Annotated in this window: 9 protein-coding genes; 2 read left to right on the top strand and 7 right to left on the bottom strand. The window is 71.0% G+C overall.

What is annotated here, in order from left to right:
• Positions 1–70: 70 nt before the first annotated feature.
• From HHX41_RS09520 to HHX41_RS09495, 6 genes are all read right to left on the bottom strand, one after another.
• Positions 71–997, bottom strand: a complete 927-nt coding sequence (locus HHX41_RS09520; RefSeq protein WP_182905600.1) for a PfkB family carbohydrate kinase — start codon at positions 995–997, stop codon at positions 71–73.
• A gap of 101 nt (positions 998–1098) precedes the next feature.
• Positions 1099–2121: a LacI family DNA-binding transcriptional regulator gene (locus HHX41_RS09515; RefSeq protein WP_182905599.1), complete on the bottom strand. Its 1023-nt coding sequence runs from the start codon at positions 2119–2121 to the stop codon at positions 1099–1101.
• 10 nt (positions 2122–2131) lie between these two features.
• Positions 2132–3745, bottom strand: a complete 1614-nt coding sequence (locus tag HHX41_RS09510) for a glycoside hydrolase family 13 protein (protein WP_182905598.1) — start codon at positions 3743–3745, stop codon at positions 2132–2134.
• A 26-nt stretch (positions 3746–3771) separates the two neighbouring features.
• Positions 3772–4644: a sugar ABC transporter permease gene (locus HHX41_RS09505; RefSeq protein ID WP_182905597.1), complete on the bottom strand. Its 873-nt coding sequence runs from the start codon at positions 4642–4644 to the stop codon at positions 3772–3774.
• Positions 4638–5600, bottom strand: coding sequence for a carbohydrate ABC transporter permease (locus HHX41_RS09500; RefSeq protein ID WP_169982407.1), 963 nt, complete (start codon positions 5598–5600; stop codon positions 4638–4640). Before HHX41_RS09500 ends, HHX41_RS09505 begins: the two co-directional genes overlap by 7 nt.
• 3 nt (positions 5601–5603) lie before the next feature.
• Entirely contained in the window at positions 5604–6899 is a 1296-nt protein-coding gene (locus HHX41_RS09495) for an extracellular solute-binding protein (protein ID WP_182905596.1), read from the bottom strand.
• A 314-nt stretch (positions 6900–7213) separates the two neighbouring features.
• Here HHX41_RS09495 and HHX41_RS09490 point away from each other — a divergent pair, with 314 nt between their 5' ends.
• Complete coding sequence (locus HHX41_RS09490) at positions 7214–8485, top strand: ABC transporter ATP-binding protein (protein ID WP_169982405.1); 1272 nt, start codon at positions 7214–7216, stop codon at positions 8483–8485.
• An 18-nt stretch (positions 8486–8503) separates the two neighbouring features.
• Here HHX41_RS09490 and HHX41_RS09485 read toward each other — a convergent pair whose 3' ends face one another.
• Complete coding sequence (locus tag HHX41_RS09485) at positions 8504–9121, bottom strand: amino acid-binding protein (protein ID WP_182905694.1); 618 nt, start codon at positions 9119–9121, stop codon at positions 8504–8506.
• Positions 9122–9269: 148 nt separating this feature from the next.
• Between HHX41_RS09485 and pulA the strand changes: the two genes are divergently transcribed.
• Complete coding sequence (pulA, locus tag HHX41_RS09480) at positions 9270–15005, top strand: pullulanase-type alpha-1,6-glucosidase (protein ID WP_259400798.1); 5736 nt, start codon at positions 9270–9272, stop codon at positions 15003–15005.
• Positions 15006–15063: the final 58 nt, after the last annotated feature.

Raw genomic sequence — 15063 nt, 5'->3', positions numbered from 1 at the left:
CGGCGTCGTCTCACGACACCGTGCCCCGTCTCACGACACCGTGCCCCGTCTCACGACACCGTGCCCCGTCTCACGACACTGTGCCCAGCAATGCGTCTGGGCCGATCGGGTCCTCGTGCGTGCCCTCGCTGGTGCACGCGTGCGCCCCGGCCACGGCGCCCAGCCGTACGCACTCCTCCAGGGGCAGTCCGGACAGCCGGCCGTACAGGAAGCCGGACACGAACGCGTCGCCGGCGCCGTTGCTGTCGGCCACCGGCCCGGGCAGCGGCTGTGCCGGGAAGTGCCGGATCTCGCCGCGCCCCTGTTCCGGCACGGCGAGCAGGTGGCAGCCCTCGGCCCCGGCCGTGCACACGACCACCGACGCGCGGCCCCGCTCCGCGATCGACCGCATGACCTCCTCCCGCCGCCCGCCGAGCTTCACCGCGGACAGGAAGACCAGGTCGGAGGAGTAGGCGAAGTCCTCGTGGTGCGGGTTCTCCCCGTCCCAGTCGTGCAGGTCGGTCGAGACCGTCGTGCCGTCCGGGATGTCGGCGTACACGTGCCGGGCGAAGTCCACGATCGAGACGTGGACGTGCCGGGCCGACCGGAGGGCGGGCAGGTAGAGGTCGCGCGGCATCCGCTGGCCGGGGACGACCCGGGGGTCGAAGAGCGAAAGCCGCCTGCCGCCGGAGTCCACCAGCAGGACGCTGCGGCGGGTGCCCGCCTCCGACACCGCGTGCGAGAAGTCCACGCCGCGGGCGGCGAGGTGGTCGCGGATCAGCGCGCCCTGCGGGTCGTCGCCGATCAGGTCGACGAACTTCACGCGCAGGCCGAGGGTGTGGCAGCCGAGGGCGACCCCCGCGCCGGTGTTGCCGATGCGGTCCACCACGGGCGGCACGGCGTAGGTGTCGGCGTACGGCAGGGGCAGCCGCGGCACGTAAACGGTCGTGTCGACGCCGGCGCCGCCGACGACGAGGACGTCGAGTGCATGATCAGGAAAGGCGTCGTTCGAGGTCACGCCGGGCTCCACGAGGTTCGGTGCATGATCACGAAGGGTGGACGCGCGGGTGAGCGGCCCTCCGTGCGGCAAACTGCGAGATCACGGGGGGTGGGGAGAAGTCAGCGGTTGACCAGGGGGCCCGAGCTGGTGGAGCCCCGCACCACGAGCTCGGGCTGGTAGACCAGCTCGACGTGCTTGGCCGGGGTGCCGCCGATCTCCTCGAGCAGCGTCTCGACGGCCGCGGCCGCCATCGCGCCGATCGGCTTGCGCACAGTCGTCAGCGGCGGGTCGGTGAACGCCATCAGCGGCGAGTCGTCGAACCCGACGATCGACACGTCCCCGGGCACGGACAGCCCCCGCTCGCGGGCGGCGCGGATCGCGCCGAGGGCCATGAGGTCGCTGGCGCAGAAGACGCCGGTGCAGCCGCGGTCGAGCAGCGCCGCGGCGGCGGCCTGCCCGCCCTCGACGGAGAACAGCGAGTGCTGGATGAGATCGTCGACCTCGGTCAGGCCGAGCAGCTGCGCCATCGCCTGGCGGAAGCCCTCGATCTTGCGGATGACCGGGACGAAACGCCGCTGCCCCAGCGCGAGGCCGATGCGCTCGTGCCCCAGGTCCACCAGATGCTGCACGGCCAGGCGCGCGGCGAGCCGGTCGTCGGGCGAGATGAACGGTGCGGGGATGGCCTCGTTGTAGCCGTCCACGAACACGATCGGCAGACCGCGGTCGGTGAGCCGGGTGTAGCGGTCCATCCGCGCGGTGGTGTCGGCGTGCAGGCCGGACACGAAGACGATGCCGGACACACCCCGGTCGAGCAGCATGTCGGTGAACTCGTCCTCGGGCGCGCCGCCGGGCTCCTGCGTGCACAGGATCGGCGTGTAGCCGTGCTGGATCAGCGACTTCTCCATCGCCTGGGCGAACGCCGGGAAGATCGGGTTGCCGAGCTCCGGGATCACCAGGCCGATCAGGCCGTTGCTGCGCTGGCGCAGCCGCTGGGGGCGCTCGTAGCCCATCAGGTCGAGGGCGGTGAGCACGGCCTGGCGGGTGCCCGGGGAGACCCCCGCCTTGCCGTTGAGCACACGGCTCACCGTCGCCTCGCTCACTCCGGCCTGAGCAGCGATGTCGGCGAGCCGTGTGTTGTTCATGAGCATTACTTTAGACATTGTTCCCGGTCCACCAGGTGGCGGAGTCGGGCGCGAGCCGCACGACCCCACCGGACGTCTCCGGCCCTCCGCTGGCCAGCAGCAGGTCGCCCGGCACCCCGATCTCCACCCAGTCGTGGGTCATGTTGAGCACGCAGACGAACGAGTCGCCGCGGCGGAACGCGAGCGTGCCGGCCGGGCTGTCGAGCCAGGTCAGCGTGCCGTCGCCCAGCTCCGGGTGCTCCCGTCTGAGGGCGAGCGCGGTCCGGTAGAGGCTGAGCGTCGAGGCGCCGTCGCGCAGCTGCGCCTCCACCGACAGGTCGCGCCAGCCGGCCGGCATCGGCAGCCAGCTCTCGTAGATGCCCGGCGGGGTGAAGCCGTACGGCGGCTCGCCCGCGGCGGTCCACGGCAGCGGCACCCGGCAGCCGTCCCGGCCGCTGTCGGGGTCGCGCAGCCGCTGGGGGTCCTGCAGGTACTGCTCGGGCAGGTCGAGCACCTCCGGCAGCCCGAGCTCCTCGCCCTGGTAGATGTAGGCCGAGCCGGGCAGCGCCAGCATGAGCAGCGCTGCCGCCCGCGCCCTGCGCAGGCCGCGCTCGCCGCCGCCGTACCGCGTGACGTGCCGCTTGACGTCGTGGTTGGACAGCACCCAGGTCGAGGGCGCGCCCACCAGGGCCGACGTGCGCACCGACTCGTCGATGACCTCGCGGAAGCGAACGGCCTCCCAGGGCGTCTTCAGGAAGTGGAAGTTGAACGCCTGGTGCAGCTCGTCCGGGCGGACGTAGTTGGCCAGCCGCTCGGGCGAGGGCGCCCACGCCTCGGCCACCCCGATGCGCTCGCCGTCGTAGGAGTCGAGGATGCGGCGCCACGTCCGGTGGATCTCGTGCACGCCGTCCTGGTCGAAGAACGGCACGACCTGCTCGCCGATCATCTCGGCCTGGCCCGAGGCGCCCACGTCGGGCAGGCCGGGCGCCTTGACCATGCCGTGCGCCACGTCGATGCGGAAGCCGTCCACGCCGAGGTCCAGCCAGAACCGCAGCACGTCGGCGAACTCCTCGTGCACCTCCGGGTGGTCCCAGTTGAGGTCCGGCTGCTCGGGCGCGAACAGGTGGAGGTACCACTGCCCGTCCTCGACCCGGGTCCAGGCGGAACCACCGAAGATCGACTCCCAGTCGTTGGGCGGCAGCTCGCCCGCCGCGCCCTTGCCCTCGCGGAAGATGTAGCGCTCCCGCTCCTGGCTGCCGGGTCCGGCCTCCAGCGCCGCCTCGAACCAGGGGTGCCGGTCGGAGGTGTGGTTGGGCACCACGTCCACGATGATCCGGATGCCCAGCTTGTGGGCGTCCGTGATCAGCGCCTGGGCGTCGGCCAGCGACCCGAAGATCGGATCGACGTTCCGGTAGTCGGCCACGTCGTACCCGAAGTCGGCCATCGGCGAGGGGTAGAACGGCGTCAGCCAGATCGCGTCCACGCCGAGGTCGGCCAGGTACCGCAGGCGGCTGCGCACGCCGAGCAGGTCGCCGATCCCGTCGCCGTTGCCGTCCGCGAAGCTGCGGACGTACACCTGGTAGATCACCGCGTCGCGCCACCACCTGGTCGTGACCGCGGACGGCTGGACGGCGAGTTCGGTCATTGGGATCCCCCGATTCTCATATAGGGTCACGCCTTCGTCGCGCCGGCCGTCAGGCCGGTGACGAGGTGGCGCTGGACGAGCAGGAAGACGGCGGCCGCCGGGATGGCGATCAGCACCGACGATGCCGTGAGCAGGCCCCACTCCGCCTTGTGCTGGCCGACGAACTGGCTCAGGCCGACCGCGAGCGTGTACTTGTCGTCGCCCGTCATGAACGCGGTCGCGTACGCCACCTCCGCCCAGGCGGTGATGAACGAGTAGAACGCGGCCACGGCCAGGCCGGGCTTGGCCAGCGGCAGGATGAGCCGCCAGAACGTGCCGAACGGCGTCAGGCCGTCCACCCGGCCCGCCTCGTCGATCGTCACCGGGACGGTGTCGAAGTAGCCCTTCATCATCCACGCGCAGAACGGCACGGTGGAGGTGAGGTACGCGATGACCAGGGACGGGAACTGGTTGATCAGCCCGAGCCCGGCCATCAGGTTGTAGATCGGCACGATCAGGATCGCCACGGGGAACATCTGCGTGATCAGCAGCATCCACATCACGGAGCGGAATCCGGGGAAGCGGAAGCGGCTGACCGCGTAGCCGGTCGTGGCCGACAGCAGCACGCCGAGCACGGCCGTGATCAGCGAGACGATCACGGCGTTGGCGGCCCAGGTGAGGAACCGGGTCTCCCCGAGGACCTGCGTGTAGTTGGCGAGCGTGGGGTGGTCGATCGGCGCGACCGACGCGGTCTCGATGACCGTGCGCGGCTTGAGGGAGGTCAGCACCAGCCACGCGACCGGGAACACCGACACGATGCTCGCGGCGATCAGCGTGAGATGCAGGGCGACCGACCTGCCGGGGCCGCGCCTGTCGCGGCTCCACGTGCCGGCGCGGGCGGGGGCGGCGTGGCTCACCATGCCTCCCCCTGCTGCCTGAGCGCGCGCCGGTAGACCGTGGCCATCACGACGAGCAGGGCGAGGATCACCATGCCCCAGGCGGCGGAGCCCGAGTAGTTCCTGATGCCCTCGAACGCCTGGCGGTAGGCGTACGTCACGAGAATCTCCGTGGAGCCGCCCGGTCCTCCCTTGGTGAGCAGGAAGATGACCGGGAACTGGTTGAACGTCCAGATCGTGCCGAGCAGGACGACCGTGCTGGACACCGGGCGCAGGCTCGGAAGCGTGATGTGGCGGAAGCGCTGCCACGGCGTGGCGCCGTCGACCTCGGCGGCCTCGTACAGCTCGCGCGGGATCGCCTGCAGGCCGCCGAGCAGCGCGAGCATCATGAACGGCACGCCCAGCCACACGTTGCAGGCGATCACCGAGACCTTGGCCCAGAACGGGTCGTCCAGCCAGCTGACCCCGGCGAACCCGGCGGCCCGCAGCATGGCGTTGACCACGCCGAACTCGCCGTTCAGCAGGTAGCGCCAGATGAAGGCGGACACGAAGGCCGGCACGGCCCAGGGCAGCACGAGCAGGATCCGGTAGAGCGACCGCAGCCGCATGGGCCGGTTGAGCAGCAGCGCGAGGCCGAGGCCGATGCCCACGTGCAGGGCGACGCACACGACGGTCCACACGACGGTCCAGGTCAGCCGGCCGAGGAACTCCGACGAGGTGAGGATGTCGATGTAGTTCTTCAGGCCCACGAACTCGTAGGTGGACGGGATGACGTTCATCCCGATCGTGCGGCCCATGTTGCCCTCGGTCGCGTCGGTGAGCGACAGGTAGATCCCCCGGACGAGCGGGTAGCCGACCAGCACCAGCGTCACGACGACGACCGGCGCGGTCATCGCCCAGGCGTACCAGTGACGCGACAGGAGGCGCCGCGCCCCACTACGGGGCGCGGCCCTTCTCGTCACGACGACGTCAGCCGTCATCGCCTAAAGGCCCCAGCCCTTGAGGATGCCCTGGTAGGCGGTGGCGACGTCCTTGAGCATGGGCTCGGTCGTCGTCTGCCCGCCGGCGAGCTTCTGGTAGCCCTCGACCAGCGGCTGGAACAGCGAGGCCGCCTCGGGGATCCAGGGACGCTCGACGGCCGTCTCCATCGGCTTCTGCCACTGCGCGATCTTCGGGTTCGCGGTGGCCTCGGAGGCGCTGTAGGCGGGCGTGCGGGTCGGCAGCAGGCCGAGCTTGCCGGCGATCTTCGCCTGGCTCTCCGCGCTCGCCATGTACTGGACGAACAGGTAGGACGCGTCGAGGTTCTGCGAGCCGGCGTACACGGTGTAGTCGTGGCCGCCCAGCGGCGAGCCCGCCTTCGCCGAGCCGGCCGGGACCGGGGCGACGCCGAAGTTGTCCGGGTTGTCCTTGAACACCTTGCCACCGAGGTTGTCGGCGTTCGACCACGGCCCGTTGAAGATCATCGCGACCTTGCCGTCCTTGAACGCGGTCTCGGCGTTCGTGTAGCTGTCCTGCAGCGCGGGCTTGACCGCGGCGCCGGACGTGATGAGGTCCTCGACGATCTTCACCCCCGCCACGCTCTGCGGGGACGAGATCGTGATCTTCTTGTTCTGGACGTCGACGAAGTCGCCGCCCTCGCCGTAGATGAACGGAAGCAGGAAGTAGGCGTCCACGTTCAGGGCGATGCCGCCGGCTCCGGTCTTCGACTTGACGTCGAGCGCCACCTTCTTGAGGTCGGCCATCGTGGCCGGAGGCTCGTCGTAGCCCGCCTTCTTCAGTAGTTCCTTGTTGTACAGCAGGCCGAGGGTGTCCGTCACCTGCGGCACGCCGTACGTCTTGCCGTTGAACTTGCCGCTGGCCGCCGGGACCGGCAGGAGCTCCTCGGGCTTGTCGACGGCCGGAGTGCCGTCCAGCGGCGCGAGGTAGCCGAGCGAGGCGAACTCCGCGACCCACCCCACGTCGGTGCGCAGCACGTCGGGGGCGCCCGACCCGGACTGCGCGGCGGTCTTGAACTTGTCCCGCGCGTCCGCGAACGGCACGTTGACGTAGTTGACCTTGATCTTCGGGTACTTGGCCTCGAAGCCCTTGATGATCTCCTGGAAAACCGGTCCCTCGGTCGTGGCGTCCGAGGTGTCCCACCAGGTGACCGTGCCGGACACCTCGGCGGGAGCGGCATTCTTGGCCGGGGCCGAGCCGGCGTCGCCGGAACCGTCGCCACAGGCGGTGACCGCCAAAGCGAGCGCCGCGGCCACCGCCGCGGACGTGAGGACTCGCCTCATCTGCGTCGCACTCCTTGCTCAGGGGGATTTGAGCGGAACGTAACAGGAGCACGAACGGGGATGAAAGGCCTTACAGAAACTTTCAGCAATTTCGTTACATTTGACGCTCCCACAGGGGGGCGCGGGAGGTCACGACATCCCCCTGACAGCCGTCTTTAACTTGGGGAAAGTCTGGAGTAACGAGAAGTTGCAGGTAGATGCCGGATCTTTCACGACACGTATGGACACGGGTACCCGCGACGCGATGTACTACCTCATCATTCACACCGAAGGCTGGGGATCCGGGCCTGCCTGCCCGGGAGGAACGAGCTGGCATGAGCACCGTCGTCCTCGACAACGTGTCGAAGATCTACCCGGGGGGGTACCTCGCGGTCGACCGCATGAGCCTCCGCGCGGGCGAGGGTGAACTCCTCGTCCTGCTCGGACCGTCGGGCTGCGGGAAGTCCACGCTGCTGCGCATGATCGCGGGACTGGAGGAGATCACCTCCGGCGACCTGTGGCTGGGCGGGCAGCTCGCCAACCACCTCGCTCCCCGGGACCGGGACGTGGCGATGGTCTTCCAGAACGGCGCCCTGTATCCCCACAAGACGGTGCGCGGCAACCTGTCCTTCCCACTGGAGATCGCCAAGGCGGACCCCACGATGGTCAAGCAGCGGGTGGTGGAGCTTTCCCGCGCGCTGCACATCGACGAGACGCTGGACCGGCGGCCGGGCACGCTGTCCGGCGGCCAGCGTCAGCGCGTGGCGATGGGCCGCGCGATCGTGCGCCAGCCCTCGCTGTTCCTGATGGACGAGCCGTTGTCCAACCTGGACGCCGGCATGCGCACCGAGTTGCGCATGGAGATCTCGTCACTGGTGCGCGCCCTCGGGGTGACCACCATCTACGTGACGCACGACCAGGTCGAGGCCCTCACCCTGGCCGACCGCATCGCCATCATGAACCGGGGCGTGCTGCAGGACATCGGCACCCCGGCGCAGGTCTACAACGATCCCGCGACCGCGTTCACCGCCGCGTTCCTCAACTCCCAGCAGCTCAACCTGCTCGCCGCCACGGTCCGCACGCCTCAAAATCAGTACATAATGCTCGATTTCGGGCCACATCAACTGACCATGCCCTGGACCGATCCACGGGCGTACGCCGTGTCCCAGCACACCGGCATGCAGATCATCGTGGGGATCCGCCCCGACGGGCTGGTCCCCGTGCCGGAGAAGACCGAGGGCCCGACCTTCTTCGGGCGGGTGCGGACGCTGGAGTATCACGGTCACGAGTGGCTCGCCTACCTGGAGGCCGGGATCCCGGGCGTCGAGGTGCCCGAGCCGCCGGACCGCCGGCAGCTCAACGGCGCGGCGAGCGGCGGCAGGGCGCGGTCGATGATGCGCCGGCTGCTGAACGGTTCCACGCCCCCGGAGGAGGAACCGCCGCCGCCGATCTCGCAGTCGGGCACGCACCGCCGCGCGGACCTGATCGTCAGGCTCGGCAACCGCCCCGTGTGGCGCGCGGGCGAGCACGGCCGGGTCGCCGTCGACGTCTCCCGGCTCATGCTGTTCACGATGGACGGCACCCGCATCGACCCGCCCCGCCGCTGACACCCCTCGCACCTCCCCTCACACGGGACGGCTGACGCCGCCGGCCAGCACGGAGACGATCCCCACCAAACGGACGATCTTGTCCAGCTCCGCCCGGTGGAACGCCGGGCCCTGGGAGCGCGCCACCACCAGGTGGACGCCGTCCATCGGCACGCTCACCAGGTGCAGCCCGCCCTCCTCGAACGCCGAGGCGCGCAGCGGGGTGAGGTCGGCCGCGGGCACGACCTCCGGCGCCTGCCAGCTTCCGTGGACGATCGTGCCGTCGGCCGAGTCGACCGCCACCGCCCACTCGGCGCTGACGAGGTCGGGCACCGCGTCGACGAGGGTGACGTACGCCCGGTGCGGCTCCGCGGCGACGTGGCCGAGCAGGTCGTAGTCGGGGGTCGACCCGGGCACCTCCCTGGTCGGCCACACGGCCTCCACCCGCGTGCCGGGGACCACACCGATCCGCTCGCGCAGCTCTCCGGGCTCGAACACGCCCGACCAGGAGACGGTGAAGTCGTCCACCGCGCGGCCCGCCTGCCGCTCCAGCACGGTGACCTGCAGGATGTCGGCTCCCAGCACCCCGAAAGCGCGTGCCACCTGGCCGAGCACCCCGGGCCGGTCGGGGAGCGAGACCCGCAGCCGCAGCAACATCCCCACCACCTCCTTCTCTTGCGACACCAACAGTGTCGGACACACGTTTCGCCGCCGTTACGGCGGTGGGTCACGGAATGGCTGCAATGTTTCTGGAAGTTGCAGCAAAGCCTTGCATGAACCAGGACGCGACACTAGCTTCCGGGCCATGGTGACCCCCCAGCACCGGCGTACGCGCATGCCCATAGCGCTGTCCACCGTCGTGGCACTCGCCGCCGCGCTCATCGCCCCCTGTCTGACGTCTCCCCCGGCGGCGTCCGCCCTGGTCGCACCGGTCCCGGCGGCACCGGTCCCGTCGGCACCGGCCGGCGCGCCGTCCGACGCCGAACTCGCCCGTGACGCCCTCCGTACGGACCTGTCCCGCGAGCGGCTGTACTTTGCGATGACCGACCGGTTCGCCAACGGCGACCCCGCCAACGACCGGGGCGGGCTGTCCGGCGACCGGCTGACGACCGGCTTCGACCCGGCCGACAAAGGCTTCTACCAGGGCGGCGACCTCGCCGGGCTGATCGGGAGACTCGACTACATCAAGGGCCTGGGCAGCACGGCCATCTGGCTCACGCCGTCGTTCAAGAACCGGCCCGTGCAGGGCACGGGGGCGGGCGCCAGCGCCGGCTACCACGGCTACTGGATCACCGACTTCACCAGGATCGACCCCCACCTCGGCACCAACGCGCAGATGAAGAGCCTCGTCAAGGAGGCGCACAAGCGCGGCATGAAGGTGTTCTTCGACATCATCACCAACCACACGGCCGACCTCATCGACTACGCCGAGAAGACGTACGGCTATCGCGGCAAGGCGGCCTACCCCTACGTGGACGCCTCCGGGCGGGCCTTCGACGACCGCGACCACGCCCTGCGGGACGACTTCCCGAAGGTCACCGCCGAGTCGTTCCCGTACACGCCGGTGGTGACGGCGAAGTCGAAGGTGCCGTCCTGGCTGAACGATCCGACCATGTACCACAACCGGGGCAACTCGACCTTCTCCGGCGAGAGCTCCGAGTACGGCGACTTCGACGGGCTCGACGACCTGTGGACCGAGCGGCCCGAGGTCGTCAGGGGCATGACCGACATCTACACGACGTGGGTCAGGGAGACCGGCATCGACGGCTTCCGGATCGACACCGCCAAGCACGTCAACATGGAGTTCTGGCAGCGCTTCGCGCCCGCGCTGCACGGCTACGCCGCCAAGCTCGGCAACGACAGGTTCTTCATGTTCGGCGAGGTCTACAGCTCCGACCCGGCGTTCGAGAGCCGCTACACCACCACCGGCGCCCTCGACGCGACGCTGGACTTCGGCTTCCAGGAGGCGGCTCGGTCGTACGCGAGCGGCGGTGACGCCGCGAGCCTGAGCAGGCTGTACGCCGGCGACGACTACTTCACCGACGCAGACTCCAACGCCACGTCGCTGCCGACGTTCCTCGGCAACCACGACATGGGCCGGATCGGCTACTTCCTCAGGCAGGACGACCCGTCGGCCGGCGACGCCACGCTGCTCGCCCGCGACCGCCTGGCTCACCAGCTCATGTACCTGACGCGCGGCCAGCCGGTCGTGTACTACGGCGACGAGCAGGGCTTCACCGGCGCGGGCGGCGACAAGGACGCGCGGCAGCCGATGTTCGCCTCCAGGACGGCCGACTACCTCGACGACGACCTCATCGGCACCACCGCCACCCACGCGACCGACAACTTCGTCACCACCCATCCCCTCTACACCTCGATCGCCGAACTGGCCCGGCTGCGCGACCGCTACCCGGCGCTGGCGGACGGCGCGCAGATCGAGCGGCTGGCGAGCGGAGGGGTTTACGCCTTCTCCCGGATCGGCGCGAAGGAGCGGGTGGAGTTCGTGGTGGCGCTCAACAACGGCGCCGCCGCGCAGACCGTACAGATCCCGACGTACTCCCCCAGCGCGTCCTTCACCCAGATCTACGGCGGGACGGGCAGGCTCACCGGCACGGCCGACGGGAAGCTGTCGGTGACCGTGCCGCCGCTGTCGGCCGTCGTCTACCGCGCGGACAAGCCCCTGGCCACCCCGGCCACGGCGCCGGAGATCTCCCTCACACTGCCCGGCACGACGCTGCGCGGGACCGCGGCGGACGGCCGCGTGCCGATCGCCGCCGAGGTGCCCGGCGCCGGGTTCGCGCAGGTCACGTTCGCCGTAAAGGCGGGGAACGCGCCGTGGCGGGTGCTCGGCACCGACGACGCCCCCAACGGGCACACCTACCGGGTCTTTCATGATCTGACCGGCGTGCCCGCGGGCACCCCTCTCGCGTACAAGGCGGTCGTCAAGGACGCGGCGGGCCGGTACGCGGGCGCTACGGCGAGCGCGACCGCCGGGCCGGAGCCCGAGCAGGAGCAGCCGGGCGCGGTCAGGCGCGACCACCTGGTGGTCCACTACAGGCGCGACGGCGGCGACTACGACGGCTGGGGCCTGCACGCCTGGGGCGACATCGACCAGACGGTCGAGTGGGGCTCACCCGTCGGCTTCGCGGGCGAGGACGGGTTCGGCCGCTTCGCCTGGCTGAAGCTGAAGCCCGGCGCCACCGAGGTCGGCCTGATCACCCACAGGGGCGACACCAAGGACCAGGGCGACCGGATGGTGAATCCCACGCGTACGGGCGAGGTGTGGCTCGTGGAGGGCAAGCCCGGCGTGTACGCCTCCCGGGCCGCCGCCGAGGGGTACGCCACGATCCACTACCGCCGCACCGACGGCGCCTACGACGGCTGGGGCCTGCACCTGTGGGGCGACGCGATCGCCGACGGCGCGGGCACCGACTGGGGCGCGCCGCGCCCGCCGGACGGGACCGACGCCTTCGGCGCCTTCTGGCGGGTGCCGCTGAAGAACGCCGACGCCCCGCTGAACTACATCGTCCACAAGGGCGACACGAAGGACCCCGGGCCCGACCAGTCGTTCGTCCCGGCCCGGCAACCGGAGGCGTACGTGAGCTCGGGCGAGAACGCGGTCCACGACAGCGCGGCGGCGGCCCGGAACGTCGCGGTGCTGCACTACCACCGCGAGGACGGCGACTACGACGGCTGGGGCCTGCACTTCTGGGGCGACGCGTCCGGCTCGGCCGAGTGGGGCGACCCGCTGCGGCCGGCCGGGACCGACCGCTTCGGCGTGTACTTCGAGGTGCCGCTCAAGGAGGGCGCGAAGACGCTCGGATGGATCATTCACAAGGGCGACCAGAAGGACCAGCAGGCCGACCAGTCGCTGGACCTCGGCGTGACCGGCCACGAGGTGTGGAAACTGTCAGGTGTGGACGGATACCTGCTGCCGCAGCCCGCGGCCACCGGAGCGGACGCCGACCTGTCCAAGGCCACGGCCCAGTGGATCGACCGGGACACGGTCGCCTGGAAGGGCAGGGCCGCCGAGGCGAACCACTACGCGCTGGCCTACTCCCCCAAGGGCGACATCGCGTACGACACGGGCGGCCTGACCGGGGACGTCCATCTCATCCGCCTGACGCCGGGCACGCTCAGCGACGCGCAGAAGGCCGCCTGGCCCCATCTGGCGTCTCCCGGCGCGGCGTACGGCGCGCTGAAGGTGGACCCGCGCGACGCGGACCTCGCGCGCGACGCGCTGCGCGGCCAGGTCGTCGCGATCGAGCGCGGGCCCTCCGGCGCGCTGCTGACCGCCACCGGCGTGCAGATCCCCGGCGTGCTCGACGACCTGTACGGCGGGGCGGCGAAGGTCCCGCTCGGCCCCACGGGGAACGGACGGCTGGCGGTGTGGGCGCCCACCGCGCAGAAGGTCGAGCTGGCCCTCTACGACGGCCCGGCCACCGATCGCAGGACGGTCCACCGGATGCGCAGGGACGACGCGACCGGTGTGTGGTCGCTCGACGGCCCGACGTCGTGGCGGGGCAGGTACTACACCTACCTCGTCACCGTCTACGCCCCGGCCGCCGGAAAGATCGTCACCAACGAGGTGACCGACCCCTACAGCCTGTCGGTCTCGGCGGGCTCGGGGCGCAGCCAGATCGTCGACCTCGACGACCGGTCGCTGCGGCCCGAGGGGTGGACAGGGCTGAACAAGCCCCCGGCGGTGCGCCAGGACCGGGCGTCGATCTACGAGTTGCACGTCCGCGACTTCTCCGCCTCCGACAGCACGGTCCCCGAGGCCGAGCGGGGCACGTTCAAGGCGTTCACCGAGGGCGGCAGCGCCGGGATGACCGAGCTGCGGAGCCTGGCGAAGGACGGGCTCACGCACGTCCACCTGCTGCCGGCCTTCGACTTCGCGACCGTGCCCGACCGGAAGGCGGACCGCACCGAGCCGGGCTGCGACCTGGCCGCGCTGCCGCCGGACTCCGACCGGCAGCAGGCGTGCGTCGCGGAGACGGCCGCGAAGGACTCCTTCAACTGGGGCTACGACCCGCTGCACTACACCGTGCCCGAGGGGTCGTACGCGACCGACCCGGACCGCCGGATCAAGGAGTTCCGCGAGATGGTCGCGGGGCTCAACGGCGCGGGCCTGCGGGTGGTCATGGACGTGGTCTACAACCACACCCACGCCTCGGGGCAGGACCCCGGCAGCGTGCTCGACCGCGTCGTCCCCGGCTACTACCACCGGCTCATGGACGACGGCACGGTGGCCACCTCCACCTGCTGCGCCAACACCGCCCCCGAGCACGCCATGATGGGCCGGCTCGTGGTCGACTCGCTCGTCACCTGGGCGAAGCAGTACAAGGTCGACGGCTTCCGGTTCGACCTGATGGGCCACCACCCCAAGGCCAACATCCTCGCCGTGCGCAGGGCCCTCGACGCGCTCACGCCCGGCAAGGACGGCGTGGACGGAAAGTCGATCATCCTGTACGGCGAGGGCTGGAACTTCGGCGAGGTGGCCGGCGACGCCAGGTTCGAGCAGGCCACCCAGGCCAACATGGCGGGCACCGGGGTCGGCACGTTCAGCGACCGGCTGCGCGACGCCGTCCGCGGCGGCACGCCGTTCGACGCGGACCCGGGCGTCCGGGGCCTCGGCTCCGGCCTGGCCGACGCACCCGGGGACCGGCTCGCGCACTACGAGGACCTGGTCAAGCTCGGGCTCGCGGGCAACCTGCGCGACTTCACGTTCACCGGGTCGGCCGGAACTCCGGTCAAGGGGTCGGAGGTCGACTACAACGGCAGCCCCGCCGGGTACGCCACCGCCCCCGCAGACACGGTGACGTACGTGGACGCGCACGACAACGAGACGCTGTTCGACGCGCTCGCCTACAAGCTGCCCGAAGACACCCCGATGGCCGACCGGGTCAGGATGCAGTCGCTGTCGCTGGCGACGGTCCTGCTCGGCCAGGGCACGGCGTTCGTCCACGCCGGCAGCGAGCGGCTGCGGTCCAAGTCGCTCGACCGCAACTCCTACGACTCCGGCGACTGGTTCAACCGCCTGTTGTGGGACTGCCGCCAGGGGAACGGCTTCGGCGGCGGCCTGCCGCCCGCGAAGGACAACGAGGCGCGCTGGCCGTACGCGCGGCCCCTGCTGGCCGACCCGGCCCTGCGGCCGGACTGCGCGGCGATCGGGGCGGCGCGGGCGCGGTTCGGCGAGTTCCTGCGGATCAGGTACTCCTCCCCCGCCTTCTCGCTGGGCTCGGCCGCGGAGATCGGCAGGCGGGTCTCCTTCCCGCCGTCCGGCACCCCCGGCGTCATCGTCATGCGGATCGACGCCGCCGGTGTCGATCCCGCGAGCACGGCGATCTACGTGGTGTTCAACGCCACCGGGAGGACCGCCGCACCGGCCGTGCCCGCACTGAAGGGCGCCGGGGCCGCGCTGCACCCCGTGCAGGCGGCGTCGGACGACCCCGTGGTCCGGCAGGCGGCGGCGGACCCGGCGACCGGGACGCTGACCGTGCCCGCCCGCACGGTCGCGGTTTTCACCCAGCAGCGGTAGGAGTGGCACCGGGCGCGGGGCTCTCCCGCGCCCAGTGACACGGCGGCTCCACGCCACG

This window comes from Microbispora sp. H13382, from assembly GCF_014161445.1.
In the GTDB taxonomy this organism is placed as follows: Bacteria; Actinomycetota; Actinomycetes; order Streptosporangiales; family Streptosporangiaceae; genus Microbispora.
This window is presented reverse-complemented; position numbering and strand designations above follow the sequence as displayed.

Bases quoted from the DNA above. Each gene is read 5' to 3' on its own strand.
- HHX41_RS09515 (WP_182905599.1), bottom strand. From the start codon at position 2,121: ATGAACAACACACGGCTCGCCGACATCGCTGCTCAGGCCGGAGTGAGC.
- HHX41_RS09510 (WP_182905598.1), bottom strand. From the start codon at position 3,745: ATGACCGAACTCGCCGTCCAGCCGTCCGCGGTCACGACCAGGTGGTGG.
- HHX41_RS09505 (WP_182905597.1), bottom strand. From the start codon at position 4,644: ATGGTGAGCCACGCCGCCCCCGCCCGCGCCGGCACGTGGAGCCGCGAC.
- HHX41_RS09500 (WP_169982407.1), bottom strand. From the start codon at position 5,600: ATGACGGCTGACGTCGTCGTGACGAGAAGGGCCGCGCCCCGTAGTGGG.
- HHX41_RS09495 (WP_182905596.1), bottom strand. From the start codon at position 6,899: ATGAGGCGAGTCCTCACGTCCGCGGCGGTGGCCGCGGCGCTCGCTTTG.
- HHX41_RS09490 (WP_169982405.1), top strand. From the start codon at position 7,214: ATGAGCACCGTCGTCCTCGACAACGTGTCGAAGATCTACCCGGGGGGG.
- HHX41_RS09485 (WP_182905694.1), bottom strand. From the start codon at position 9,121: ATGTTGCTGCGGCTGCGGGTCTCGCTCCCCGACCGGCCCGGGGTGCTC.
- pulA (WP_259400798.1), top strand. From the start codon at position 9,270: ATGGTGACCCCCCAGCACCGGCGTACGCGCATGCCCATAGCGCTGTCC.